13 protein-coding genes and 1 tRNA gene are annotated in these 26870 nt (G+C 69.6%); 3 read left to right on the top strand and 11 right to left on the bottom strand.

The features are described 5' to 3' along the window. Together GTZ93_RS40365 and GTZ93_RS40360 are read right to left on the bottom strand one after the other, a co-directional pair. Positions 1-15176: non-ribosomal peptide synthetase (locus tag GTZ93_RS40365; RefSeq protein WP_161663338.1), on the bottom strand; the 15176-nt coding region annotated here is incomplete at its 3' end. A gap of 364 nt (positions 15177-15540) precedes the next feature. After that, positions 15541-16374 (bottom strand): mechanosensitive ion channel family protein, encoded by an 834-nt coding sequence (locus tag GTZ93_RS40360; protein WP_139919817.1) that lies wholly within the window; start codon positions 16372-16374, stop codon positions 15541-15543. Between the two features lie 178 nt (positions 16375-16552). Between GTZ93_RS40360 and GTZ93_RS40355 the strand changes: the two genes are divergently transcribed. Further along, the gene (locus tag GTZ93_RS40355; RefSeq protein WP_120581166.1) at positions 16553-17716 is read left to right on the top strand and encodes a lipase/acyltransferase domain-containing protein; all 1164 of its coding nucleotides are present in this window, start codon (positions 16553-16555) and stop codon (positions 17714-17716) included. 11 nt (positions 17717-17727) lie between these two features. On the opposite strand, the gene GTZ93_RS40350 is transcribed toward GTZ93_RS40355, so the two are convergent. Continuing rightward, the gene (locus GTZ93_RS40350) at positions 17728-18264 is read right to left on the bottom strand and encodes a hypothetical protein (protein WP_161663337.1); all 537 of its coding nucleotides are present in this window, start codon (positions 18262-18264) and stop codon (positions 17728-17730) included. Positions 18265-18525: 261 nt separating this feature from the next. On the opposite strand from GTZ93_RS40350, the gene GTZ93_RS40345 reads away from it, so the two are divergent. Together GTZ93_RS40345 and GTZ93_RS40340 are read left to right on the top strand one after the other, a co-directional pair. Beyond that, positions 18526-18599, top strand: a tRNA-Arg gene (locus GTZ93_RS40345). A 145-nt stretch (positions 18600-18744) separates the two neighbouring features. Further along, positions 18745-19269, top strand: a complete 525-nt coding sequence (locus tag GTZ93_RS40340; protein ID WP_139915579.1) for a hypothetical protein — start codon at positions 18745-18747, stop codon at positions 19267-19269. Positions 19270-19308: 39 nt separating this feature from the next. Here GTZ93_RS40340 and GTZ93_RS40335 read toward each other — a convergent pair whose 3' ends face one another. The 8 genes from GTZ93_RS40335 to pstB form a co-directional block, all read right to left on the bottom strand. Next, positions 19309-20085, bottom strand: a complete 777-nt coding sequence (locus GTZ93_RS40335; protein WP_257978963.1) for a DUF3626 domain-containing protein — start codon at positions 20083-20085, stop codon at positions 19309-19311. Positions 20086-20149: 64 nt separating this feature from the next. Beyond that, entirely contained in the window at positions 20150-21247 is a 1098-nt protein-coding gene (locus tag GTZ93_RS40330; RefSeq protein WP_139915581.1) for a glycosyltransferase family 4 protein, read from the bottom strand. A 121-nt stretch (positions 21248-21368) separates the two neighbouring features. Beyond that, positions 21369-22652 (bottom strand): hemolysin family protein, encoded by a 1284-nt coding sequence (locus GTZ93_RS40325; RefSeq protein ID WP_139915582.1) that lies wholly within the window; start codon positions 22650-22652, stop codon positions 21369-21371. An 84-nt stretch (positions 22653-22736) separates the two neighbouring features. After that, positions 22737-23120 carry a response regulator gene (locus GTZ93_RS40320; protein ID WP_120567753.1) on the bottom strand — a complete coding sequence of 128 codons (384 nt, stop codon included), beginning with the start codon at positions 23118-23120 and terminating at the stop codon, positions 22737-22739. 95 nt (positions 23121-23215) lie between these two features. Further along, on the bottom strand, positions 23216-24067 hold the full coding sequence (locus GTZ93_RS40315; protein ID WP_139915583.1) for a metallophosphoesterase family protein: 852 nt from the start codon (positions 24065-24067) through the stop codon (positions 23216-23218). 61 nt (positions 24068-24128) lie between these two features. Next, positions 24129-25316 (bottom strand): ceramide glucosyltransferase, encoded by a 1188-nt coding sequence (locus GTZ93_RS40310; RefSeq protein ID WP_139915584.1) that lies wholly within the window; start codon positions 25314-25316, stop codon positions 24129-24131. Between the two features lie 87 nt (positions 25317-25403). Further along, on the bottom strand, positions 25404-26087 hold the full coding sequence (phoU, locus tag GTZ93_RS40305; RefSeq protein ID WP_120567750.1) for a phosphate signaling complex protein PhoU: 684 nt from the start codon (positions 26085-26087) through the stop codon (positions 25404-25406). Between the two features lie 29 nt (positions 26088-26116). Beyond that, positions 26117-26860 carry a phosphate ABC transporter ATP-binding protein PstB gene (pstB, locus tag GTZ93_RS40300; protein WP_120594271.1) on the bottom strand — a complete coding sequence of 248 codons (744 nt, stop codon included), beginning with the start codon at positions 26858-26860 and terminating at the stop codon, positions 26117-26119. Positions 26861-26870: the final 10 nt, after the last annotated feature.

Raw genomic sequence — 26870 nt, 5'->3', positions numbered from 1 at the left:
CCCCAGGCGAGGCCCGGGCCACCGACGTACACCTCGCCCGCGACGCCCACGGGCACCGGGTGCAGGTGGGCATCCAGGACGTAGGCGGTGGAGTTGGGAATGGGCCGCCCGATGGACACCGGACCTTCCACCACCGCTCCCCGATGCAACGGCAGCGTGGTGGAGAAGGTCGTGTTCTCCGTCGGGCCGTACGCGTGCATCAGCGTCGCGCCTTCGGGGAGCCGCGCCAGGTGGTCGCGCAAGCGAGCCCAGGGCATCAGCTCACCGCCGGTGAGCAGCTGACTCACGCCCGCGAGCGCTTCGCCCTGGTTCAGGGCCATCTGTTCGAACAACGCGGTCGTGAGGAACAACGCCGACACCCGGTGGCGGCGAAGCTGCGTGGCCAGTTCCTCCAGGGAGAGCGCATGGGGCGGAGCGAGCACGAGCTTCGCGCCGTGCAACAGCGCGCCCCAGATTTCGAGCGTGGAGGCGTCGAAGGCGACGGGCGCGAACTGGAGCCAGACTTCATCCGGCCCGAAGCGCATGAAGGTGCTGCCGAGCACCAGTCGGGTGATGCCTCGGTGGGGCACGCAGACGCCCTTGGGACGCCCCGTGGAGCCCGAGGTGAACATGACGTAGGCCAGGGACTCGCCATCCACGGAGATGTCGAGCGCATGCTTGGGCCGTGCGGCGATGACGTCCTGCTGCGCGTCCAGCCAGACGCGGGTGCCAGAAGCGGGCAGCTTGGCGGCGAAGGGCTGGTGGGTGAGGACGACGCCGACGTCCGCGTCCTCCAGCAAGGTGGCGATGCGCTCCACGGGCGCATTGCGATCCACGGGCACGAAGGCGGCGCCCGCCTTGAGGATGGCGAGGATCGCTGTCACCAGCTCGAACGAGCGCTCGATGGCGACGCCGACGCGCGCACCCGGGACGATGCCCAGCGCGCGCAGGTGATGGGCGAGCTGGTTGGCACGGACTTCGAGCTGCGCGTACGTCAGCGTGGCGTCCCCTTGCTCAAGGGCCACGGCGTCAGGAGTGCGCTGGACCTGCCGGGCGAAGTGGATGTGGACGGGCACGTCCGTGGGACTGGCGACGGTGGTGTCGTTCCAGTCCACGAGGATGCGCTGGCGTTCCTCGCGGGAGAGCAGCGTCAGCTCGGCCACGGACTGCTCGGGCCTTGAGGCCACGGCCTCCAGCAGCGTGCGCAGGTGGCGGGACATCCGCTCCACCGTGTCCTGCTTGAACAACGCGGTGCTGTACTCCAGCCACCCGACGAACCCCTGCGCCGAGTCCTGCAACGTCAGGGTGAGGTCGAACTTGGCGGAGCGCGCCTCTGCGGCCACCTGCCGGAAGGCGAGGCCCGGGACGCGCAGCTCCTCCGTGGGCGCGTTCTGCAGCGCGAACATCACCTGGAACAGCGGGCTGCGGCTCGCGTCGCGCACGGGCTGCACGGCTTCGACGAGCTTCTCGAAGGGCAGGTGCTGGTGCTCGTAGGCGGCGAGCGTGGTGCCTCGCACCTGGGCCAGCAGCTCGCGGAAGGTCGCCATCGGCTCCACGCGTGCGCGCAGGACGAGCGTGTTGACGAAGAAGCCGATGAGGCCCTCGGTCTCCGCCTGGGTGCGTCCGGCGATGGGGGAACCCACGCTGATGTCATCCTGGCCGGCGTAGCGCGACAGGAAGACCTGGTACGCCGCGAGCAGCACCATGAAGGGCGTGGCGCCTTCGCGTCCGGCCAGCGCCTTGAGGGCTTCGGACGTCTCCCTCGGAATCTGGATGGAGAGGGCCGCGCCTTCATGCGACTGGATGGACGGGCGCGGATGATCCGTCAGCAGTTCCAGCGCGGAGGGCGCCCCCGAGAGTTGCTGCTTCCAGTAGGCGAGCTGGGTCTCCAGCGTTTCGCCCTGGAGCCACTGGCGCTGCCACGCCGCGAAGTCCGCGTACTGCACGGGCAGCGGTGACAGGTCCGGCGCGATGCCCTGGGTGAAGGACTCGTAGAACGTCACCAGCTCCCGGACGAGGACGCCCATGGACCAGCCGTCGGAGACGATGTGATGCATCGTCACCAGGAGCAGGTGGTCCTCGGCCGCCAGCCGCACGAGGGCGGTGCGCAGCAGCGGGCCCGTTTCCAGATGGAAGGGCTGGTGCGCATCCTCTTCGACCTTCCGCCGGGCTTCGGCTTCCCGCTGGGCCTCGGGCAGCGCGGACAGGTCCACGAGCGGCAAGCCCCACGTAGCGGGTGCATGGACGTGCTGGACGGTCTGGCCCTGGTGCTCGCGGAAGGTGGTGCGCAGAGAGTCGTGACGGGTGACGAGCGCTTCGAAGGCGCGGCGCAGCGACTCCACGTCCACCTGGCCCGTCAGCCGGAGCGCCGTCGGGAGGTTGTACGACGCATCTCCTGGAGTGAGCTGATCCAGGAACCAGAGGCGCTGCTGGGCGAAGGACAGCAGCCGTGGACCCTCTTCGGCCGTCCGGGTGAGTGGGGGCAGGCGGAGACTCGGCGTCTGGACCTGGAGGCGCTGGGCGAGCGCGGCCACCGTGGGGGCCTCGAAGAGGGCCCGCAGCGGCAGCTCCGTGCGGAAGGCGGCGCGCACGCGGGAGACGAGCTGGGTGGCCAGCAGGGAGTGGCCACCGAGCGCGAAGAAGTCGTCGTGGATGCCCACGCGCTCCACGCGCAGCACCTGCGTGAAGAGGGCCGCGAGCTGCTCCTCGGCGGCGGTGCGCGGCGCGACGTAGGTGGAGGCGAGCGCGATGCCCTGGGGCGCGGGAAGGGCTTTGCGGTCCACCTTGCCGTTGGCGTTGAGCGGCAGGGCCTCCAGCACCAGGAAGGTGGAGGGCCGCATGTGCTCCGGCAGGAACTGCTTGAGCCAGTCCTTGAGAACGTCCGCCGTCAGTGCGGAGTCCGTGCCTTCTGTGGGCACCACGTAGGCCACGAGCCGCTTGTCGCCGGGGATGTCCTCGCGAGCCAGCACCACGGCGGCATGCACCTGGGGATGCTTGAGGAGCGTGGACTCGATTTCACCCAGCTCGATGCGGAAGCCGCGGACCTTCACCTGGAAGTCGGCGCGGCCCAGGTAGTCGAGCATCCCGTCCACGCGCCAGCGCACCACGTCGCCCGTGCGGTAGAGGCGTGCACCGGGCGTGGAGGTGAAGGCATCCGGAATGAAGCGGTCCGCGGTCAGGTCGGGGCGGTTGAGGTAGCCGCGCGCCACGCCTTCACCACCGAGGAAGAGCTCACCCGCGACGCCCACGGGCACCGGGCGCAGGGACTTGTCCAACACGTACGCACGGACGTTGGGCAGGGGCCGGCCGATGGTGGGAATGGGAGAGGCGTCGAAGGCGCAGGCGGTGGCGTCGACGGTGCACTCGGTGGGGCCGTAGACGTTGAAGGCGCGCAGACGCGGGTGCTGAGCCAGGCGGCTCCAGGTGCCGGGATCCACCGCCTCGCCGCCCACCAGCGCGCGCTGGGGGAGGGTGTCCTTCTCCAACAGGCCTTCATCCACCAGCAGGCGCAGGTGCGCGGGAGAGCAGTCGAGGACGTCCAGCGCGTCGTGAACGATGCGCTTCACCAGCTCACCGGCGTCGGAGCGGGCCTCGTCGGGGACGATGCAGAGGGTGTGGCCGTCGAGCACCTGCACGAGCTGTTGGACGGAGGCGTCGAAGGACAGCGGGGCGTTGACGCTGACCCGCTCCGCCGCGCTTCGGCCCTGGTGCACGGTGGTGGCCAGCCCCTGCCGCAGGTTCATCACGGAGCGGTGCTGGATCATCACGCCCTTGGGGCGGCCGGTGCTGCCGGACGTGTAGATGACGTAGGCGAGTTGCTCGGAGGACACGGCCACGCCGGGCGCTTCGCGGGATTCCCCGTCGAAGTCCGCCACGTCCGGGTCAAGGCAGACGACGTGCGCCGTGTGCGGCGGCAGGACGTCGCGCAAGCGCTGCTGGGTGAGCACGACCGGCGCGCCGGTGTCCGTGAGGACGTGGGCGAGCCATTCGCGCGGATAGCGGGAGTCGAGCGGCACGTACGCGCCGCCGGCCTTGAGGATGCCAAGGATGCCGATGAGGGCCTCCACGGAGCGCTCCACGCACAGCACCACGCGCACGTCGGGGCCGACGCCCAGCTTCACCAGCCGGCGCGCCAGTTGGTTGGAGCGCGCGTCCAGCTCCTGGAAGGTGAGCTGCTGGTCGCGGCAGACGACGGCCAGGGCCGCAGGCGTGCGAAGGGCCTGGGCCGTGAAGGCCTCGTGGAAGCAGGTGTCGCGCGGGAACTCCGCGTCCGTCCTGTTCCAATCGACGAGCAGTTGCTGTCGCTCCGGAGCGGTGAGCAGCGGCAGGCGAGAGAGTGTCGAGCCCGGCTGAGCGGCGATGGCCTCCAGCAGGACGCCGAAGTGGCCCACCATGCGCTGGGCGGTCGATGCGTCGAAGAGATCGCTGCTGTACTCCAGGACGCCCATGAAGCCCTGGGGCGACTCCTGCAGCGTCAGCGTCAGGTCGAACTTCGCCGAAGCCGATTCGAGCGGGAGCTGTTCGAACGACAGGCCCGGCACGTTCAGGGCCTCCGTGGGCGCGTTCTGCAAGACGAACATCGCCTGGAAGAGCGCGCTGCGGCTCAGGTCGCGCACGGGCTGCACGGCTTCGACGAGCTTCTCGAAGGGCAGGTGCTGGTGCTCGTAGGCGGCGAGCGTGGTGCCTCGCACCTGGGCCAGCAGCTCGCGGAAGGTGGATTCCGGCTGGACGCGGGCGCGCAACACCAACGTGTTGATGAAGAAACCGATGAGGCCTTCGGTCTCCGCCTGCGTGCGGCCGGCGATGGGCGTGCCCACGCTGATGTCGTCCTGTCCGGAGTAGCGCGACAGGAGCACCTGGAAGGCGGCCAGCAGCAGCATGAAGGGGGTAGCGCCTTCACGCTGGGCCAGGACCTTGAGCGCATCGGACACGGGCCGCGCGAGCCGCAAGGGGACCGTTGAACCCCGATGTGACTGCACGGGCGGACGCGGACGGTCCGTGGGCAACTCCAGCGCGGCGGGAGCACCCGCGAGCTTCTCCTTCCAGTAGGCGAGCTGGGCCTCCAGTGTTTCGCCCTGGAGCCATGCCTGCTGCCAGACGGCGAAGTCCGCGTACTGCACGGGCAACGGCGCGAGGTCTGGCACCTGATCCGCGTGGAACGCCGCATAGAGCGCCGTGAGCTCACGAACGAGGACGCCCATGGACCAGCCGTCGGAGACGATGTGGTGCATCGTCACGAGGAGCAGGTGCTCCGCATCGCCCAGGCGCACCAGGGACGTGCGCAGCAGCGGACCGGCTTCCAGGTCGAAGGGGCGCAGGGCCTCCACGTTCGCGAGGCGCCGCGCCTCTTCTTCCCGCTGGGGATCGGGCAGTGAGGACACGTCGAGCAGAGGCATCGTCCACGCAGTGGGCGCGTGGATGTGCTGCGCGGGCTGGCCCTGATGCTGGACGAGCGTGGTGCGCAGCGTCTCGTGCCGGGCGACCAGCGCTTCGAACGCACGGCGCAGGGATTCGATGTCCACCTGGCCCTTCAGCCGAAGGGCCGCGGGGATGTTGTACGCGGCGCTGCCGGGCTGGAGTTGGTCCAGCAGCCACAGGCGCTGCTGGGCGAAGGACAGTGGCGGCGGGCCTTCGTGAGCGACACGAGTGAGCGGTGGCAGGCGTGCGCCGGACGTGGCGGTACGCAGGCGCTCAGCAAGGGCGGCGACGGTAGGGGCTTCGAAGAGGGAGCGCAGAGGCAGCTCCGCATCGAAGGTAGCGCGGATGCGAGAGACGAGCTGGGTGGCCAGCAGGGAGTGGCCACCGAGCGCGAAGAAGTCGTCGTGGATGCCCACGCGCTCCACGCGCAGCACCTGGACGAAGACGCCCGCGAGCTTCTCTTCGGTGGCGTCGCGAGGAGCGACGAAGTCCGCGAGCGGCGAGGCGTCCGGGACGGGGAGGGCCTTGCGATCCACCTTGCCGTTGGCGTTGAGAGGCAACGCCTCCAGGGGGACGAAGGCGGCGGGCACCATGTACTCGGGCAGGTGCTGCTTGAGGTGGGCGCGGAGGACGGAGACATCGAGCGCCTCACCTACGACGTAGGCGACGAGGCGCTTGTCCCCGGGGACGTCCTCACGAGCGAGGACGACGGCTTCGCGCACGGAAGCGTGAGCGAGGAGGGAGGCTTCGATTTCGCCCAGCTCGATGCGGAAGCCGCGGACCTTCACCTGGAAGTCGAGCCGCTGGAGGTAGTCCAGCTGGCCGTCGGCGCGCCAGCGCACGACGTCGCCGGTGCGGTAGAGGCGGGCACCCGGCGTGGAGGAGAAGGGGTGCGGGATGAAGCGCTCGGCACTCAGGGCCGGCTGGCCGAGGTAGCCCCAGGCGAGGCCTTCACTGGCGAGGAAGAGCTCACCGGGGACACCCACGGGCACCGGCTGGAGGTGGGCGTCGAGGACGTAGGTGCGGGTGTTGGCGATGGGGCGACCGATGGGAGGCCGCGTGCCGTCGTCGCGCGAGGAGGCAGCGACGGGGGTGAAGGTGGCGACGACGGTGCTCTCAGTGGGCCCGTAGTGGTTGAAGAGGGCAGCGGGGAATGAAGGAGGCGGCCCGTGGTGGAGGGCGTCTCCGCCCGTCAGCAGTGCGCGCAGGGCGATGGGGCGAGGCCACTCTTCACGCAGCACGGCTTCGGCCAGAGGCGTCGGCATGAAGCAGGTGGTGATGGCTTCGCGGGCCAGCCACTGAAGCAACTGGGATGGCTCCGCACGCACGGCTTCGGGCGGGACGACGAGGCTGGCGCCAGAGGCGAGGGAAGGCCACACCTCCCAGGTGGAAGCGTCGAAGGCGACGCCCGCGGTGAGGGCCGTGGAGTCCTTGGGCGTCAGCGCGTAGGTGCGCTGGTGCCAGGAGACGAGGTTCATCAATGCGCGGTGGTGGACAGCGACGCCCTTGGGCCGTCCGGTGCTGCCGGAGGTGTAGATGACGTAGGCCAGGTCCTCCGGGCCCACGGGCATCTCCAGCAGCGGCTGCTGGTGCGCCGCAGTCTCCACTTCAAGCGAGAGGACGCGAGCGGAGAGGGGCGGCAGCGAGTCGCGCAGGTGCTGCTGGGTGAGGAGGACAGAAGCACCGCAGTCCTCCAGCATGAAAGCCAGACGCTCCGGAGGGACACCGGGAGAGACGGGGACGTAGGCGGCGCCCACCTTGAGTGCGGCGAGGAGGCCCGCCACCAACTCAGGAGAGCGCTCGGCGAGGACGGCGACGCGGCTGCCACGGGAGACACCGGCCGCGTGCAGTTGGACAGCAAGGCCATGGGCCCAGGCGTCGAGGCCCGCGTAGCTGATGCTTCGATCCCCCATGCGCACGGCGACAGCATCAGGCGTACGTCGGGCGTGCTCCGCGACGACGTGGTGGATGCAGGTGTCGCGCGGGAAGGCGACATCAGTCTCGTTCCACTCAACGAGGAGATGCTGCCGCTCCGCCGCCGTCATCACCTCCAGCGTGGACACGCGAGCGTCGGGCTGGGCGGCGAGGGAGGAGAGAAGGACGCCGAAGTGGCCCATGAGGCGCTGGGCGGTGGAGGCGTCGAAGAGGTCGGAGCTGTACTCGAGGAAGCCGGTGAGGCCCTGAGGCACCTCGAAGAGGGTGAGGGCCAAATCGAAGCGGGAGGAGTTGCCCTCCAGAGGGATGGGCTGGAAGGCCATGCCCGGCACGCGCAGGGCTTCTGCGGGTGCGTTCTGCAGGACGAGCATGACTTGGAAGAGCGGGCTGCGGCTCAAGTCACGCGAGGGCTGGAGGACCTCCACCAGCTTCTCGAAGGGGACGTGCTGGTGCTCATAGGCCCCGAGCGTGGTGGCCTTCACCTGGGCCAGCAGCTGGCGGAAGGTCGATTGAGGCTGGACCTGCGTGCGAAGGACGAGGGTGTTGACGAAGAAGCCGATGAGGCTTTCGGCCTCTGCGTGAGTACGTCCAGCGATGGGAGAGCCGACGCTGATGTCGTCCTGGCCGGAGTAGCGCGAGAGCAGCAGCTGGAATGCGGAGAGCAGCAGCATGAAGGGAGTAGCGCCCTCCCGCTGAGCCAGGCTGCGAAGGGAGTCCGTCAGCTGCGAAGGGAAGTGCACGGGCACCGTGGCGCCGCGACGTGACTGCACGGCCGGACGAGGACGGTCCGTGGGCAGCTCCAGTGCGGCGGGAGCACCCGTCAACTGGCGCTTCCAGTATCCGAGCTGTGACTCCAGCGTCTCGCCCTGGAGCCACTGGCGCTGCCAGAGGGCGAAGTCCGCGTACTGCACCGGCAGTGCTGCGAGCGACGGCTCACGGCCCGCGGAGAATGCGGCGTAGCTCGTGGCCAATTCCTTCACGAGGACGCCCATGGACCAGCCGTCGGAGACGATGTGGTGCATCGTCACGAGGAGGACGTGCGTCTCTTCAGCCAATCGCAGGAGGGCGGTGCGCAGCAGCGGTCCATGGACGAGATGGAAGGGCTGCCGGGCTTCCAGAGTGGCAAGCCGCAGCGTCTCCGCTTCGCGCGCGGACTCATCGAGGGACGAGAGGTCCTGCACAGGGAGCGCCCATGCGGCCGGGGCATGGATGCGCTGGAGGGGCTGGCCCTCTTCTTCAAAGAAGGTGGTGCGCAGCGCTTCGTGCCGCACCACCAGCGCCTCGAAGGCGCGGCGCAGGGCCTCGACGTCCAGGCGGCCCAGGAGGCGCAGCGCGACGGGGAGGTTGTAGGAAGCATCGTCCGGCGCCAGTTGGTCGAGGAACCAGAGACGCTGCTGCGCGAAGGAGAGAGGCTGGGGACCTTCGGTGCGAACACGCGTGAGTGGAGGCAGGCGCGTACCGGTAGAGACGCGCTGCAACTTCTCCGCGAGTGTCGCGATGGTGGGGGCTTCGAAGAGGGCTCGGAGGGGCAGCTCCACGTCGAACGCGGCACGCACTCGGGCCACCAACTGCGTGGCGAGCAGCGAGTGGCCACCCAGCTCGAAGAAGTTGTCCGTGCGGCCGACAGTGGGCACGCGAAGCACTTCGCTCCAGAGGGCCGCGAGCTTCTCCTCCAGCGGTGTCGCCGGAGCCTCGTAGGCGTGCGAAGCCCGAAGCGCGCTCACGTCCGGAGCAGGGAGCGCCTTGCGGTCCACCTTGCCGTTGGACGTCAGCGGCAGCACGTCCAGAGGGACGAAGGCCGCGGGCACCATGTACTCGGGCAGGTGCTGCTTGAGGTGCGCGCGCAGGGCCGTGACGTCGAGGGACTCACCCACGACGTAGGCCACCAACCGCTTGTCACCCGGAGCATCCTCGCGCGCGAGGACGACGGCATCCTTCACAGCGGGGGTTGCGCGCAGGGCGTTCTCGACTTCACCCAACTCGATGCGGAAGCCCCGCACCTTCACCTGCGCGTCGATGCGGCCGACGAAGTCCAGCTGTCCGTCAGCCCGCCAGCGCACCACGTCGCCCGTGCGGTAGAGGCGAGCCCCTTCCTCACCGGAGAAGGCGTCCGGCACGAAGCGCTCTGCGGTGAGGCCCGGGCGTCCCGCATAGCCACGTGCCACTCCGACGCCACCGATGTGCAACTCACCGCGCACGCCCACGGGCACCGGCTGGCCGTGCGGGTCCAACACATAGACGCGCACGTTCGCCAGCGGCTTGCCGATGGACGGCACTTCTCCATCCGCCACCACCTCACCGAAGGTGGCGATGACGGTGGCTTCGGTGGGGCCGTAGGTATTGAGCAGGCGCCGTCCCGGGGCCCAACGCGCGACGACGTCCGCGGGCAGGGCTTCGCCGCCGGAGATGACGGTGCGCACCTTGGGCAGCCCCTCGGACGACGTGGCTGCCAGTGCCGCGGGGGTGAGGCTGACGACACTCAACTCCTGCTCACGCAGCAGCATGGGCAGCGGCGCGCCCGGCATCAGCTTCTCCAGCGGTGCGAGCACCAGCGTGGCGCCGTTGCAGAGCGTGGTGAAAATCTCCTCCACGGACAGGTCGAAGCTGAGGCTGGCGAACTGCAACACGCGGCTGCCGGGCCCAATGCCGTAGGCCACCGCTTCGTGGGTGACGAGGTTGGCGACGCTGCGGTGCTCCACCGCCGTGCCCTTGGGCGTCCCCGTGCTACCCGAGGTGTAGAGGAGGTACGCCATGTTCGCGGGCGTCACTCCCGTCACGGGCGCATTAGTCGGCTCCTTGGCCAGGGACTCGCGCTCCATATCCAGGCAGAGCGCGCGGGAATGCAGCGCTTCGGGGAAGCGGTCCACGAGCGGCTGCTGCGTGACGAGCACCTGGGCCGCGCTGTCCTCCAGCATGAAGGCCAGACGCTCACGAGGTAGGAGCGGATCCACGGGCACCCAGGCACCACCGGCCTTCAGGATGCCCAGCAGACCGATGACGACATCGAGGGAGCGCTCGACACTGAGTGCAACGCGGACCTCGGGCCCCACGCCACGACGGCGAAGGGCATGGGCGAGCTGATTGGCACGCGCATCCAGCTGCGCGTACGTCAGCTGCGTCCCCTCGAATACAGCGGCCACCGCGTCCGGAGCGCGGCGCACCTGCTCTTCAAAGAGCGAGTGCATGCACGCTTCAGGGAACGGCGCCCGCGTCGCATTCCACTCCACCAGCACCTGCTGGCGCTCCTCTCCCGCGAGCAACTGCACCGACGACAGGCGGCGGTCCGGATGCGCGACGAAGCCCTCCATGAGCAGCCGCAGGTGCCGCATCATCCGCACGACGGTCGACCTGTCGAAGAGGTCGGTGTCGTATTCCAACTCTCCCGTGAAGCCCTTCTCGGTCCTCGACAGGGAGAGAGTGAGGTCGAACTTCGCGGAGGCGCCCATGCGCTCCTCGACCTGCACCTTCACGCCCGCGAGCGAGAGGTCCACCTCCGGGATGTTCTGCATGAGGAACAGCACGTTGAACAACGGCGACCCGCGCAGGTCGCGCATTGGCTGGAGCTGTTCGAACGGCAGGTTCTGGTTCGCGAGCACCCCCAGCGTGGTGGTGCGCACCCGGCTCAGCAGCTCCCGCACCGTGGGCTCGCCGCCCATCCGGGTGCGGAGCACGAGCGTGTTGATGAAGTACCCGAGCAGCCCCTCCAGCTCCGCGTCGTTGCGGCCCGCCACGGAGGACCCCACGCTCACGTCGTCCTGGCCGGAGTAGCGGCCAATCAGCACCTGGAGCGCGGCGAGCAGGAACATGAAGGGCGTGAGGCCCTCGCGTGTGCAGAGCGCCTCCACGGCGCGCGACAACTCCAGGGGGAAGGCGACCGGCAACAGGGCGCCAGGATGCGCCCCTCGTGGACCGCGGGGACGATCCGTGGGCAGCTCCAGCACGGACGGCATTCCGTCAATCTCGCGGCGCCACCAGGCGATCTGCCTTTCCAGCTCCGCGCCCGACAGCCACTGGCGCTGCCACACCGCGAAGTCCGCGTACTGGAAGGGCAGCACCGGCAGCACCGGCTTCGCCCCCGCGACGAAGGCACGGTAGGCCTCCGAGAGCTCCCGCATGAGGACGCTCATGGACCAGCCGTCGAACACGGCGTGGTGGATGGTCAGCAGCACCAGGTGCTCATGCACATCCAGCACCAGCACCGACGCGCGCAGCAGCGGCCCCGATTCCAGATTGAAGGGGTGCCGCACCTCGGCCTCCGTGCGGCGCAGCACCTCCGCCTCGCGCTGCTCTGGAGACAGCGCTCGCAGGTCCACCACCGGCAGCACCAGCGGCTCGGGCGGCACGATGACCTGCACGGGCACGTCCTCGGTCGGCTGGAAGGTGGTGCGCAGCGCTTCGTGCCGGTGCACCACCAGCTCCAGCGCCAGGCGCAGGGCCTCCAGGTTCAGCGCCCCGGTCAGCCGCAGCGAGAACGGCATGTTGTACGCGGCCGAGCCCGGATCGAACTGCTCCATCACCCAGATGCGCTGCTGCGCGAAGGACGTGGGCAGGTTCCGATTGCGCGGCACCGGCACCACCGGAGGCGGACCGGCGAAGCGCGCATCCTTCGCCGAGGCCGCGATGCGCACCGCCAGCTCCGCCACGGTAGGGGACTCGAAAAGCGCCTGCAGGGGCAGGTCCACCTGGTACGCCGTGCGCAACCGCGACGTCAGCCGCGTGGCCAGCAGCGAGTGCCCTCCCAGCTCGAAGAAGCTGTCGGTGGCGCCCACCCGCGGCACATGGAGGAGCGACGCGTAGAGCTCCGCGACCTGGGCCTCCATCGGCGTGCGCGGCGCGACGAACTCGCGTGCTGCTTCCGTGGACACGTCCGGCGCGGGCAGCGCCTTGCGGTCCACCTTGCCGTTGGGCGTCAGGGGCATCGCGTCCAGCACGACCAGCGCGGACGGCACCATGTACTCGGGCAGCCGCTCCTTCATGAGCGCGCGCAGGGCCTGGGACTCCAGCGCCTGTCCGGGCCGCGCCACCACGTAGCCCACGAGGCGCGCGTCGGCGCCGTTGCCGCGCACCACCACGGCGGCGTCGCGCACGCCCGGGGCCTGGCTCAGCACCGCTTCAATCTCTCCCAGCTCGATGCGGTAGCCGCGCAGCTTCACCTGGTTGTCGACGCGGTTGAGGTACTCCAGCACGCCGTGGGCGGCCCACCGCACGCGGTCGCCCGTGCGGTACACGCGCAGGCCCGGCACGCCGCCGTACGCGTCCGGGATGAAGCGCTCCGCCGTCTGGTCCGGACGGTGGAGGTAGCCCCGGGTGACGCCCTCGCCGCCGATGAACAACTCACCCGGCACGCCGCGCGGCACCGGGTTCAACCCGCTGTCCAGCACGTACACCTGCGTGCCGGAGATGGGCCGGCCAATCGGCACGCTGCCCGTGCCCGACGCCACCGCGTGCGCGGTGGACCACACCGTCGTCTCCGTGGGGCCGTACACGTTCCACAGCACGCGGCAGCGCTGGAGCAGCGACTCGGCCAGCTCGCGCGGCAGGGCCTCGCCGCCGGTGAGGGCCGTCAGCTCCGGGCCTCGCCAGTCCGTCTCCAGGAGCAGTCGCCAGGTGCTGGGCGTGGCCTGGAGAACCGTCGCCCCGCACTGCCGCAGCAGCCCCGCCAGCCGCGAACCGTCCACGGCGATGTCCCGCGACGCGATGACGACCTGCCCGCCCACCGACAACGGCAGGAACAGCTCCAGCACCGCGATGTCGAACGACAGCGTGGTGACGGCCACCAGCACGTCCTGCGAGGACATGCCCGTCGCCTCCCGCAACGCCGCCAGGAAGCGCGCCACCGTACCGTGAGGCACCTGCACGCCCTTGGGACGCCCGGTGCTTCCGGAGGTGAAGAGCACGTACGCCACGGCCTCCGGTGGCACCGCGTCGCGCAGCGGTGTGCCGTCCTCCGCCGCGATGGCCTCCGCGTCTCCGTCCAACGACACCACGCGCGCCGGATGCGGCGGCAGGATGGACGCCAGCGAGCTCTGCGACACCAGCACCGGCATCCCGCTCGTCTCCACCATGTACGCCAGGCGGTCCGGGGGGAACGCCGGATCCAGCGGCACGTAGGTGCCCCCTGCCTTCAGCACGGCGAGCACCGCCACCAGCATGTCGAGCGAGCGCTCCACGCACAGGCCCACCCGCACCTCCGTGCCCACGCCCAGCCGACGCAGGTGGCGCGCCAGCCGCGAGGCCCGTGCCTCCAGCTGCGCGTACGTGAGCGACTGGTCCCCGAACGTGGCGGCGACCGCGTCCGGCGTGAGGTCCGCCTGGGCTTCGAAGGCGCCGTGCTGCGTGCTCCACGGCAGCGGGGCAGGGCGGGGCGGCTGCCAGGAGAGGAGCACCTCGTGGCGCTCGGTGTCGGTGAGCAGCGGCAGGCGGGAGACGGCCTCGTGCGGACGGCGGACGGCGCCCTCCATCAGCACGCGCAGGTGCTCCGCCATGCGCGCCAGGGTGGGCGCGGTGAAGAGGTCGGTGTCGTATTCGAGGAAGCCCTTGAGGCCCGCTTCCGTCTCCAGCACCTGGAGCATCAGGTCGAACTTCGACGTGAGCGTGTCCAGCTCCATCGCCTCCAGCTTCACGCCCTCCACGGACGCCGCGCCGCGGAAGGAGGCCTGGAGCGTGAGCATCACCTGGAAGAACGGTGTGCGCCCCTGGGTGCGCTCCGGACGCAGCTCCTCCACCAGCCGCTCGAAGGGGAACTCCTGGTGCTCATGGGCCGCGAGGACCGTCTCCCGCACCTGGTGCAGCAGCGCGCGGAAGGACGCGGAGGGCTCCACCTGCGTGCGCATCACCACCGTGTTGACGAACAGCCCGATGAGGCCCTCCACCTCGCCGCGCGTGCGGCCCGCCACCGGCGAGCCCACCGTCACGTCCTCCTGCCCCGCATAGCGCGACAGCAGCACCTGCCAGCCCGTCAGCAGCACCATGAAGAGCGATGCGCCCTCCTGTTGCGCCAGCGCCTTGAGCGCCTCCGTCAGCTCGCGCGACAGCAGGAGCTCATGCCGTGCTCCCCGGCCACTGCGGGCCGCGGGGCGGGGCAGGTCCGTGGGGAGCTCCAGAGCGGAGGGCACTCCCGCCAGCTGCCGCTTCCAGTAATCGAGTTGCTTCTCCAGCCGGGGACCCTGCATCCACTCGCGCTGCCAGACGCCGAAGTCCGCGTACTGCACACCCAGCGGAGGCAGGGGCACGGCCTGTCCTCGCGCGAAGGCTCCGTAGTGGAGCGCCACCTCGCGCACCAGCAGCGTCATGGACCAACCGTCGGAGACGATGTGGTGCACCACCACCACGAGCAGGTGCTCCCTGGGCGCGGACGTCAGCAGCAGCGCGCGCAGCAGCGGGCCCTTCGCGAGGTCGAAGGGCCGGGCCGCGGCTTCACGGGCCAGGCGCCACGCTGCTTCCGGTGGCGAGCCGGTGAAGTCGTGATGCTCCAGCGCGAGCGCCGGCTCCGGAGACACCACCTGCACGGGGCCGGACTCGTCCTCGCGGAAGGTCGTGCGAAGCACTTCGTGTCGGCGCACCACTTCGCGCAGCGCGCGCTCCAGCGCGGCCACGTCGAGCGCGCCCTCCAGGCGCACCGCCATGGGCACGTTGTAGAGGGACGTGCCGGGCTGCAGCTGATCAATGAACCACAGGCGCTGCTGGGCGAAGGACAGGGGCAGCGGGCGCGTGCGGTCCTGTGCTGGGATGAGGCCTTGGACGGAGTTGCCGGCGACGGCCTTCTGCGCGGCCATCTTCCTGAGCAGCTCTGCGCGCTTCTCCGGTGAGAGGTTCGCGATCCGCTTCGACAGATCCTGGCTCATCTCATGTACTCCGCGCTCGGGGACGCCATCGCGGGCGCCACCCGGGGCGGTGGCGTTCGCGAGAAGTAAGGCCTGCCGCTGATTCCGGGATGACGCCCTGCGCCGTTCTCTCGCGAGAAGCGGAGGGTGGGTCAAATCCGCACTGGCCACACTATTCCGTGGGCAACCGAGCTGTCATGGGGGCGCCCAGCCGGAAGTGCGAATGAATTCGCGTATTTATGGGAAGAGGCGGGATCCCCGAACTCATCACCGGAAGGACTCACGGTGTCGCTCAGAGGGGAGCCTGCTCGCGGGGTCGTCCTCCCGCCAGGAGGGGGAGCAGGCCGGACGCCGGCCTGCTCGCCACCCGTCACCGACTGCGTTTTCAGCCCGCCTTCGCCAGCTGCGGCGGCGGCGCGGTCAGCAGGGCCGCCGTGGGCACGGTGTAGTTCGCGGCCAGGAGGATCTCCGCGATGGCATCGCCCACGTTGGCCTGCGTGTCGTTGTACTCGGTGGGCTTGCAGAAGATGCACACCGCCAGGATGGGGCCCTGGAACGTGAACTCCGCGACCTCTACCTGCGGCACGGGCTTCTCCTGGACGCCCTTCACCGTGGCCATGCGATCCACCAGGGACTGCTGAAGCACCCGCACGTCCACGCCGTGCATCAGCGGCACCTTCACCGTCATCTTGCGGTACGGGTGGTGGCTGTAGTTGATGATGTTGTCGCTGAACATCTGGTTGTTGCCCACGGCGATCCGCACGTTGTCCGACGTGTCGAGCGTGGTGACGAACAGGCCGATCTCCTGGACGATGCCCACGACGCCGCCCGCTTCAATCTCTTCGCCCACGCGGAAGGGGCGCAGCACCAGCAGGAAGATGCCCGCGGCGAAGTTGGCCAGCAGCCCGGACCAGGCCGCGCCAATGGCGATACCCGCGGCGGCGATCAACGCGGCGAAGGACGTGGTCTCCACGCCCATCAGCCCCAGGATGCCGACGATCAGCATTATCGTGAGCGTGCCGGTGAACAGCGAACCGACGTAGCGGATCAGCGTGGCGTCCAGCTGCCGCCGCTGCAGGCCCATGTCCAGCACCTTGCGGAAGCCGGCGATGACCGTCCGCCCGATGAACCAGACGAACAGCGCCCCAATGACCTTGAGCAGCAGCGGGAGCGCTTCGGTCAGGGCAAGTGACTTCAATTGAACGACGATTTCATCCATGGCTCGAACTCCCTTGACCCGGACCGGGTGTGCGACGTGCCTTTTGCACGGGACTGGTCGGGGCATGCAAGCCGGGTTGCCTTGAATCCATATTTTTCCACGAGGGCAGTCATGACCCGCCCGGGGTCGTGATGGCTGGGCCTTGCGTGGAGGGAGCGCGAGGCTGAGGTTGCGGCGCATGCGCCTCCTCCCGGTCGCGGTCTCGCTGTTCCTGAGCGCCTGCACGGCCTCCCGCGTCGCGGTGCCTCCGCCCGCGGGCGAGGAGGTGACGGTCTTCGTCCCTGGGTACCGCGGGTCGTTCCTCGCGACGGCGGACGGCGAGCATGAGCGGGCCTGGGTGTCCGTGGGCGACGTGCTGACGCGCGGTGAGCGGTCGCTGGCGCTGCCGTTTCCTGGCCAGCGGGCGACGCCGGGCTTCGGGCCGCTCGAGGCGGACGGGCCGGTGACGCGCTTCACGGTGCTGCCGTGGGTGGCTCGCTACGACGTCTACAAGCGCTTCCTGGAGTTCGGGCGCGAGCGGCTGCCGGGCTTCGTCGTCTTCGACTACGACTGGCGGCAGGACAATCGCGTGACGGCGAACCGGCTGTGCGCGCTGCTGGATTCGCTCGCGGAGGCGCGGGGTGGCCGGGTGAAGGTGAACCTGGTGGCGCACAGCATGGGCGGGCTGATCACGTTGCACTGCCTGCGCTACGGCACCGGTGACGACACGGGCGAGCCCACGTGGGCGGGCGCGCGGCACGTGAAGCGCGTGGTGTTCCTGGGCACGCCGTTCCGGGGCGCGCCGGGCATGTTCGACGACTTCACCCTGGGCACGCCGGTGGGACGCAACCGGTCGCTGCTGTCACCGGAGGCGCTCTTCACCTTCGCGTCCGCGTTCCAGCTCCTGCCCATGGAGAGCGACTTCTTCGTGGACGCGAGCGGCCAGCCGGTGACGTTCGATGCCTACCGTCCGGGCGCGTGGGTCGACGGCGGGTGGGGCGTGTTCCAGGACGCGGCGGTGCGGGAGCTGCCCGCGTATCGCCAGTGGCTGGAGCGCATGCTGGAGGCGCGCTCGCAGCTGGCGCGCTCACTCTCCGAGCACGATGAACCGCCGCCGCCCTTCCGCACGCTGGCGGTGGTGGGCGTGGGGCATCCGTTGATCAAGTCGTTCCGGCTCATCGACGGGAAGCCCACGTTCGAGGACCCGGTGCTCGCGGACGGAGACGGTTCGGTCCTGACGGCGCGGGCCATGCCGCCCGGGCCGCTCCACGTGGACCGGCTGGAGACGCAGGCGGACCACGTGGGGATGATGGGTGACGAGGAGGTCCAGGAAGCCGTCGCGCGCTTCGTCACCGGCGACTGAAGCGGGGCGATTCAGTCGCCCTGGATGGCGGCCTGCCAGTCGCCGTCCGAGGAGATGCCCACGCGCATGCCGATGTAGCTCTTCTCCTTGCGCATGTCGGTGATCATCTCGTCCGGATAGATGCCCTTGAGCAGGGCGAAGTCCGCGTCGGTGGCGCCTTCACGGAAGGCGGTGGGCCACCAGTACAGATTGCCCTCCTGGTAGAAGGGGAGGTTGAGGACGTGGACCAGCCGCGCCAGCACCGGCTGCGGGCTGTCCTTCCACTCCTCCTGGATGCGCCAGGTGGTGGCCATGTCCTGGTCGGGGTCGTAGGAGAAGCGCACGCTCGGGCCCTTCTCGTCCCCCAGCTTCTGGAGGCCCGCGTAGTCGCACGCGACGGCGGCCTTGATGATGCGCTCGCGCATGGACGCCACGGCCGGAGGCAGGGGCTTCGCGGTGGGCTTGGGGATGGGGCTCAGCCGGCTCGCCGAGCACGACGCCGCGGCCGGGGCGCTCGGCTTGGAGGCAGGCGGTGCAGGGGGAGGGGCGGGCTTGGGCGGGGTGGGCATGGTCGGGCTCGGGGCGGGGGACGCCACGGGCGTCTGGGGTGACTCCGTGCAGGCCAGGCAGGCGGCGAGGAGGCAAGCGGATAGCAGGGGAGCGCGGTTCATGTCCCCGGGTCTAGTCCATCATGCGGAAGGGGCGGATGGGGCGCGCGCCGCCTCTGTGCAGGAGCCATCAGGCGGGGCGGACAGCCACGGCCTGTCAGGATTGCGTGCTTGCGTCGTCTGGGGACTTCGGTTACTCCTCCGACACCGGAAAGCGGTTCTGCGCGATTAGCTCAGCTGGATAGAGCGTTGGCCTCCGGAGCCAAAGGCCGCAGGTTCGAATCCTGCATCGCGCGCAGATGTAAGGGCCCGGAATCACTGGGGAAATCCCAGGGATTCCGGGCCTTTGCTTTTGGGGCGTGCGCTAATCGCGGCGGTATGCCGGCGGGGCTTGGACGTTCCAAGGGATGGCGTTGCCTCATCCCACCTGGAGCCTGGATCATGAACCCTCAGAAGACGTCGTCGCCCCGCGCGGTCTCCCTGCTGGCCCTCCCGGTCCTGCTCTTGATGGGCATGGGCTGCGCGGCCCAACGCCAGCAGGTCGCGCTGGAGGATGAGGTCCGCGAACACGTGTATCGCAAGCAGCTCGCGGACGTGTGGCCCACGGCGCTTGCACTGCTCAAGGACAAGGGCTTCTCGGTCATCGCGGATCCCACCCGCTACGAGGCCCGGACGGAGTGGGCGCAGATCACTCCGCCCTCCTCGCTGGGAACCCACTACGCGACCTTCTTCGTGGTGGGCACCGAGCGCGGCTCCGGTGAATGCACCATCCGGTACTACCGCAACGAGCGCTCCATCGCGGTCGCCCCCAGTCGGCCTGATCAGTCAGAGCCGCGCCTGGAATACCAGCCGGATGGCATCCAGGGCTCGCGGCTCGTCCCCGCGGACCGCGACCGCGACCTGGAGTGGCAACTGCTCCAGCGCCTGGAGCCGGACTTCGCCCGCACCCTCGCGGCGAAACCGTGAGCCCGCCGTTGCTCGCGCTGGTGGCGCAGGGTCCTCCCCTTATCGAATGCCCCAGCTCCGGCCGAAGCGGGCCAGGCAGTGCCAGACCTTCTTGAGTTGCTGCGGCTCCACCGACGCGTCCGCACGTGCCCGGCCCAGGATGAACGGCGTGAGGCGTTCATCGTCCGCGAGCTGCTCCGCGAGCCGGAGGATGTCGTCACCCCGGTAGCTCGCGTGAGGCCGCAGCTCGTTCAGCGTGACGGCGTAGCCCGGATGCCATTCCACGCGGACGCCCAACGCGCGCGCTTCGTCCTCGATGGGGGTTCCCTCGTAGCTGGGGTCGAGCACCAGGGCCTCGATGTCCTCTGGAATCCGGAGGTCGCCATGGACGTGGGCCTCGACGTACCAGTCCAGCGGATCCTCGAAGGGCGTGGCCTCCGCCAGGCCAATCAGCGCCATCCGCTCGGAGGTCCCGAAGGACGTGGGCTCGAAGACGCTGTCCGGGAAGCAGAAGCTGGAGCGGTCCAGCGCTGCCTCCGTCAGCCGGAAGTAGCTGGAGCCGAAGCGGGGTGAGCCCCCATGGGCCTCTCCGCGGAAGTTCAGCGAGCCGTACTTGGGGCGCTCGCTGCCGTGGCGCGCATCATAGAAGCCATTGAAGAGACGGCTCTCCCACCGCCAGCGGGCTCCGTCGGGAAACGCCGTGAGTCCGCCGTTGCTCGTGCGCGTCTCGAACTGGGAGCGGTACCGGCCGTCACGCCGCATCGCGGTCAGGATGCCGCTTCCCTCGAAGAGGACATCCGGATGGAAGTGCAGGGTGACCCGGAGCTGGCGATCCATGGGACCGCCCCGGGCCTGCGGGTGCACATGCTCCAGGGCGGGATGGCGCGAGCGCATGTCCCGCTCAGACGCCCGTCACCTGACGGATGAACGCGAGCATCCGCGAACACGTCGTGTCCAGGTCCATGTGCGCCTCGGCCATGCGGCGGGCCTCCAGTCCCATGGCCTCCAGTGTAGCCGGGCGCTGCACCAGCGCGTCCAACATGTGCGCCAGCGCCGTGTAGTCCCCCGCTGGCACGATGCGCCCGTCCACGCCGTCCCGCACCAGCTCACCCACGCCGCCCGCGGGCGTCGACACCACCGCCAGGCCCGCGGCCTTCGCCTCCGCGATGGCCCACGACGACATGTCCGCCATCGTCGGCAGCACGAAGAGGTCCGCCGCCTGCGCCAGGCCAATCAGCTCCGGCGAGTTCGGCTGTAGGCCCACGTGCACGCGCACCCCCGGCGGCGCCTCGAAGGGCGTGGACGTCACCATGTCCAGGTGCCAGCCCTTCCGCCGCGTATCGCGCGCCCAGCGCAAGAGCAGCTGGCCGCCCTTGCGCCCCAGGTCGCCTCCCACGAAGAGCAGCCGCACGACTCCGTCCCGGCGCTTCTTCTCCGGCGCGGGCCGCCACAGCGTCGTGTCCACGCTGGGCCAGACGACATGCACGCTCGTGTCGGGCACGCCGTACTCCTCCACCAGGGAGCGCTTGGTGAACTCGGAGAAGGACAGCAGCCCCTTCGCGATGGCGTACGTGCGCCGGTGCAACACGTTCTTCGCCCGGCCCAGCCAGCCCGCGTGCTGCGTGCGCAGGCCGTAGTAGCGCAGGTATTCCTCCAGCCCGCTCGGCGTCGCATCCGTGGAGATGACGCTCGGCACGCGGCGCATGAAGTCGTGCGACAGGTGCGCCATCCGCTGCGTGTGCACCACCGCGGCCCGCACCGGTTCCGTGGCGCAGGCCTGGTTCAGCGCACTCCGGGCGCGCAGCCCTCCGCGCACCGACAGCCGCGAGCGCACCAGCGGCAGCTGCTCCCAGACGTCATCCGCGTGCTCGTCGATGGGCAGCCACACCGGCACGATGTCGTCGCGGCGCGCCATCGCCCGCTTGAGGTTGTCCAGGAACACCGCGTTGCCGAGCGTCGTCTCGATGACGAATGCGATGCGTGGAGCTGAGGACTGCATCCGCTGCGCGCGCCTCCCCAGGGCCAGGGTGTCCCTCCCGGGCATATAGGTGCCCGGTGCGGTATTACCAACGGCACCCCAGGGCACCCGTCCGGATTCGCACGAAGAGGAGGGACCGCCGTCACGCCTCCGGCTGCGCGGGCTGTGCCGGCAGGTGGAAGCGCACCTGGCGCACGCGGCGCGGTGACGCCTCCATCACCTCCAGCACCGTGCCGTCCGGCATGGGCAGCTTCGTGCCCGGCTCCGGGATGGCGCCTCCCGCGAGCGCGATGCACAGGCCCGCGACGGTGGAGTAGTCCTCGCTCTCCTCCAGCTCCAGCTCCAGCGTGCGGTTCACCACGCGCAGGCTCGCCTCGCCCTGCACCACCGCGACGGTGGGGCCCTCGCGCCGCACCAGCTCCTCCGGCGTCTCGGACTCGCTGAGGATGTCCCCCACCAGCTCCTCCACCAGGTCCTCCACCGTCACCAGCCCCACCACGCCGCCGTGCTCGTCCACCACCACCGCCAGCTGCATCCGCCGCCGCTGCAGCTCCTTCATCGCAGCGATGGCGCGCATGGACTCCACCAGGAACAGCGGCGGGCGCAGCACGTCCTCCATGACGATGAGGTGTCCCTCCCAGGCCACGCCCAGCAGGTCCTTGGCCACGATGTAGCCCACCACGTTGTCCAGCGTGCCCTCGTACACCGGCATCCGCGAGTGCCCGTGCTCCAGCAGCACCTGGCGGATCTCCTCGTTGCTCGCGTGCCGGCGCAACGAGATGATGTGCTCGCGCGTCACCATCACCTCGCCCAGCGTCAAATCCCCCAGCGCGAAGGCCCGCGACGCAATCTCCCCCGCGCGCGGATCCAACGTGCCCTGCTTCGACGCCTCCTCCACCAGCTGCAGCAACTCGTCCGGTGACAGGCGCGACTCGGAGAAGTTCGTCTTGTCCCCGAAGAGCTTCAGCACCACGTTGGAGCTCGCGGTGAGGAACCACACCAGGGGCCGCATCACCCACGCCAACGCCTTGAGAGGCCGGCCCAGCGTCAGCGCGTACTGCTCGGAGTAGCGCAGCGCCAGGGACTTGGGCACCAGCTCTCCCAGCACCAGCGACAGGTACGACACCAGCGCGACCACCAGCGCGAACGCGACCTGGCTCGCCGTGGCCTCCGGCACACCCAACCCGGCCAGCACCCCCGACAGCCGGTGCGCGATGCTCGCGCCGCCGAAGGCCGCCGCCGTGGAGCCAATCACCGTGATGCCAATCTGCACCGTGGCCAGCAGCCGCTCCGGATCATCCCGCAGCGCCGCGACGGCCTTCGCGGACTTGCTGCCCTGCTCCAGCAGCTCCTTCAGCCGCGTCTTGCGCACGGACAGCAGGCCCAGCTCGGCGCCCGCGAAGACGCCGTTGGCCAGGACCAGCAAGAGGATGATAACGAGCTCCGTGACGATGGCGGACCTCCCGGCTGGACCCACCCCGCCACATCGCGGCGGGTGACACGTCCAGTCCTACACCCCCAGCGATTGCAGGAGGAGCGACAATTGGTCGCGACTCGCGCCCTTGGGCAGGTAGTAGTGGGGACCGGACATGAGTGCGCTGCCCACATCCTGCGCCGCCGCGGAGGTGAGGAAGACGATGCGCGGGTTGGTGGACGCGCGTGGAAGCTTCTCCACCACCTCCAGGCCGCTCATCCCCGGCATGTTCAGGTCCAGCAGCATGACGCCGAAGCGCTCGCCCCGCCGCAGCGAGTCGAGCGCCTCCTGTCCGTCCGCTGCCTCGGTGGTCTCATAGCCGAGGTCCTCCAGGCTCACCCGGAGGAACTCCCTCCAGTCCGCATCGTCATCCACGACCAGGACCTTCCGAGCCCCATCATCCAGCGCGAGTCGCCCCAAGCATCCTCCTGACCTGAGGAGAACCTTCCGGGGCCCTGCTGGCATTCGCGACACTTGTACTCAGGGACAGCCTCCAGCAGGCAGCCGGGCAGGCCCTAGAACAGCGCCATGCCCAGCTGGCCCACCAGGTACTGGAGGGCGGGCCTGACGTTGTGGACCGCCGTGCGCGGCTTCGCGGGCTCCGACGCCTGGCACCACGCGGGCTCGCCCACCAGCTGGCCGGCCATGTGGCTGAAGACGCGGAAGCGGCCCAGGTCCGTGCTGCTGCCCGAGTTGTAGACGCGCAAGGAGCGCTCGCCCGGGGTGCCCAGGTCCGCCTCGCTGGGGATGTGGCGGTGGCCGTGCAGCACCAAATCAGCCCGGCCGCCCACGCGCTCCAGCAGTCGGCTTCCCAACGCGAGCTCCGACGCGTGGGGCAATCCGAACTTCGTGGCGATCCACTCCGGGAAGCTCTCCAGCGGCAGCGGCATCACGTGGTGGTGCAGCAGCACCGCGACCAGCGTGTCCTTCGGCGCCTGCTCCAGCGCGCGGTCCACTTCGTCCACGACGCCTTCCGTCAGTTCGCCGTGGCTGTGGAAATAGTTGCGGTTGTGCTCACCGGTGGAGTCCACGCAGACCAGGAAGAGGCCCGCCTTCTCCACCGTGTGGACCTTGCGACCCTCCATGAAGACGCTGCCCACATCCTCGCCGGGCCGGTCATGGTTGCCGGGGATGAAGGTGAGGCGTCCAGTCTCCATCCAGGGAGAGAAGTGTTCACGGAAGCGCTGGAACTCGGCGTGGGAACCGCGGTGCGTGAGGTCTCCCGTCACCACCACGTGATCCACCTCCTGCGCTGTCAGGGCCTTCACCAATGAGGACGCGGATGCATCGCTCTCGCGGCTCATGTCCAGGTGAAGATCCGAAAGATGCGCCAGCTTCAGGGAGGGCATGTTGAAGGAGATAGGCATCGATTCTTCGAGCGGCGAGGGTTGCTGTACGAAGGTTCGTCAAAAGTTGGGCCAGCGTCGTTCACCCCACCCCGTTGCTGGGGATCCACTCCGTCGCGGGAGTGCCACGAGCACGCATCGGCACCAGGCGCGTGCCTGACACCACGCGCAACCGCGTGCCGCGCCAGTCCACCGTGCGCCTGAACGCGCCGTGCCACCACGCGGCGAAGAGCAGCGCGTCCTTCACCAGCACCGCGGGAGCCGCGCGCAAGGAAACGGGCTGGGGCCGCAGCGAGCGGAACACCGCCACGTCCACCCAGACCTTGCCCAGCGCCACCGCCAGCGCCGCCAGGCCCGTGAGCGCGGACGGGTGGATCAACGCGCCCAGCACCGCGAGCGGAACCGGGTTGAGGAGCGCCTGCGCCAGGTACGTCGAGGGCGATACCGCTGTGCGGTGGATGACGCTCCAGCGCAGGTAGCGCTGGAAGAAGGCGTCCACGCTCTTGCGCAGGGACACATTGAAGACAGGGGCGTGCGCCAGCACCACGCGCTTGCCCAGCTTGCGCGTCACCCACTGGCCAATGACGTAGTCCTCCGCCAGCACGTCCTTCACGGAGAAGAAGCCGCCCAGCGCCTCCACGTCCTCGCGGCGCAGCGCCATGGACTTGCCCACCACGATGTCCCGGTCCGCCACGTGCTTCGCGGCGATCATCCCCGCCGCCGCGCTGGAGGACAGGTGCAGGTTGTCCAGGAGCGAACCGAAGGTCTTCTCACCCAGTCCCGCCACCGGGTGCGTCACGCAGCCCACCGTGGGGTCCTCGAATCCAGCGGCGATCTCCTCCAGGTAGCCGTCCCCCACGCGGGTGTTGCTGTCGCTCACCACCCACAAGTCGAACCGGGCCTCGGACGACAGCGTCACCAGCTGGTTCACCTTGGGGTTGAGGCCGGGCTCGCCCTCCTGGAGCACCACGCGCATGACGTGGGGCCACTTCGCCTGCGCGGCCCGAGCCACCGCGTAGGCGGGGTCGCGAGCGTCCTTCACGCCCAGCAGCACCTCGTAGTGGGGGTAGGGCAGCCGCGCGAAGCAGGCGAGGTTCGCCACCAGGTCGTCATCCACGCCGCACAGCGGCTTGAGGATGGACAGGCCGGGGCGGTGCGTGGGGCTAGCGGGGACGGTGCGGCGGTGGCGGCGCACGAACAGCGCCTGGAGGAGGAGGGCGACGAGGCCCACTGCGGACGCGGCCAGGAGGAGGCTGGATGCGATGAGCATGTCGCCACCCTAGAGGTCCCAAAAGGCGGGACCGGGGCGGCGGGACGGCGGGACGGCCAACTCGCCGTGACACGCCGGTGAAGCCGCCTACTCCAGGTCGCGGCTGCGCGGGTGGCGCACGTCCTTGCCACGCACCATGTAGATGACCATCTCCGCCACGTTGAGCGCGTGGTCGCCAATGCGCTCCAGGTGCTTCGCGATGAACATCAACGCCGTGGCCCGGCGGATGTTGCGCGAGTCCTCCATCATGTACGCCAGCAGCTCGTTGAAGATTTTCAGGAAGAGGGCATCCAGCAGGTCGTCCCCCTTGAGGACGTCCTCCGCCTTGGCCGCGTCCCCGGACACGAACGCGTCCAGCGCCTTCTTCACCTGCTGCTGCGCCAGCTCCGCCAGCTTCGGTGTGTCCACGTACGGCGCCAGCGGCGGCGCCTGGTTCAGGTCCATGGCGCGCTCGGCGATGTTCACCGCCAGGTCGCCAATGCGCTCCAGGTCGGTGACGATCTTGAGCGCCGTGGTGATGAGGCGCAGGTCGGAGGCGGCCGGCTGGCGCAGCGCGAGGATGCGGCGGCACAGGTCGTCGATGTCGACCTCCAGCCGGTTCACCTCGCGGTCCGCCCCTACCACCTGCTCCGCCAGTGCCGAGTCGCGGTCGGTGAGGGCGCGGGTGCTCTGGGAGATGAGGGCCTCCACCTTGGCCCCCATGGCGAGCAGCTTTTCGCGCAGGTTGCGCAGGTCCTGCTCGAATGCCTTGTCGGTGTGCGTGGCCGCCATGTCGTCCTGTTCCGTCGCGCGGGAGGGCTTCAGCCGAACTTCCCGGTGACGTAGTCCTCCGTGCGCTTCTCGTGGGGATTGGTGAAGATCTGCTCCGTGGGACCGCACTCCACCAATTCCCCCATGTAGAAGAAAGCCGTCCGGTCGCTCACACGCGCTGCCTGCTGCATGTTGTGGGTCACGATGGCGATGGTGTACGTGGCCTTGAGCTCGTGGATGAGCTCTTCGATCTTCGCCGTCGCGATGGGGTCCAACGCGGACGCGGGCTCGTCCATCAGCAGCACCTCCGGCTCCACCGCCAGCGCGCGCGCGATGCACAGGCGCTGCTGCTGACCGCCGGACAGGCCCAGGGCGCTTTCCTCCATCCGGTCCTTCACCTCGTCCCACAGCGCCGCGCCGCGCAGGGACTTCTCCACCCGGGCGGCGAGCTTCGCCTTGTCCTTGAGGCCGCCCACGCGCAGGCCGTAGGCGACGTTCTCGAAGATGGACTTGGGGAAGGGGTTGGACTTCTGGAACACCATGCCCACCCGCCGGCGCAGGTCCACCACGTCCAGCGAGCGGTCGTGGATGCTGCGGCCGTCCAGGAACACGCTGCCGTCGTGGTTCGCGCCCGGGATGAGGTCGTTCATCCGGTTGAGCGAGCGCAGGAAGGTGGACTTGCCGCAGCCGGACGGGCCGATGAGCGCCGTCACCTTGTGCTCGAGGATGGGCAGGCTCACCTGCTTGATGGCCACCTTGCTGCCGTAGCGCAGGGTGAGCTCGCGGGCTTCCATCTTGTTGCGA

Source organism: Corallococcus exiguus, from assembly GCF_009909105.1.
In the GTDB taxonomy this organism is placed as follows: Bacteria; Myxococcota; Myxococcia; order Myxococcales; family Myxococcaceae; genus Corallococcus; species Corallococcus exiguus.
The sequence above is the reverse complement of the archived record's forward strand: the minus strand, read 5'-3'. Positions and strand labels throughout refer to the sequence as shown.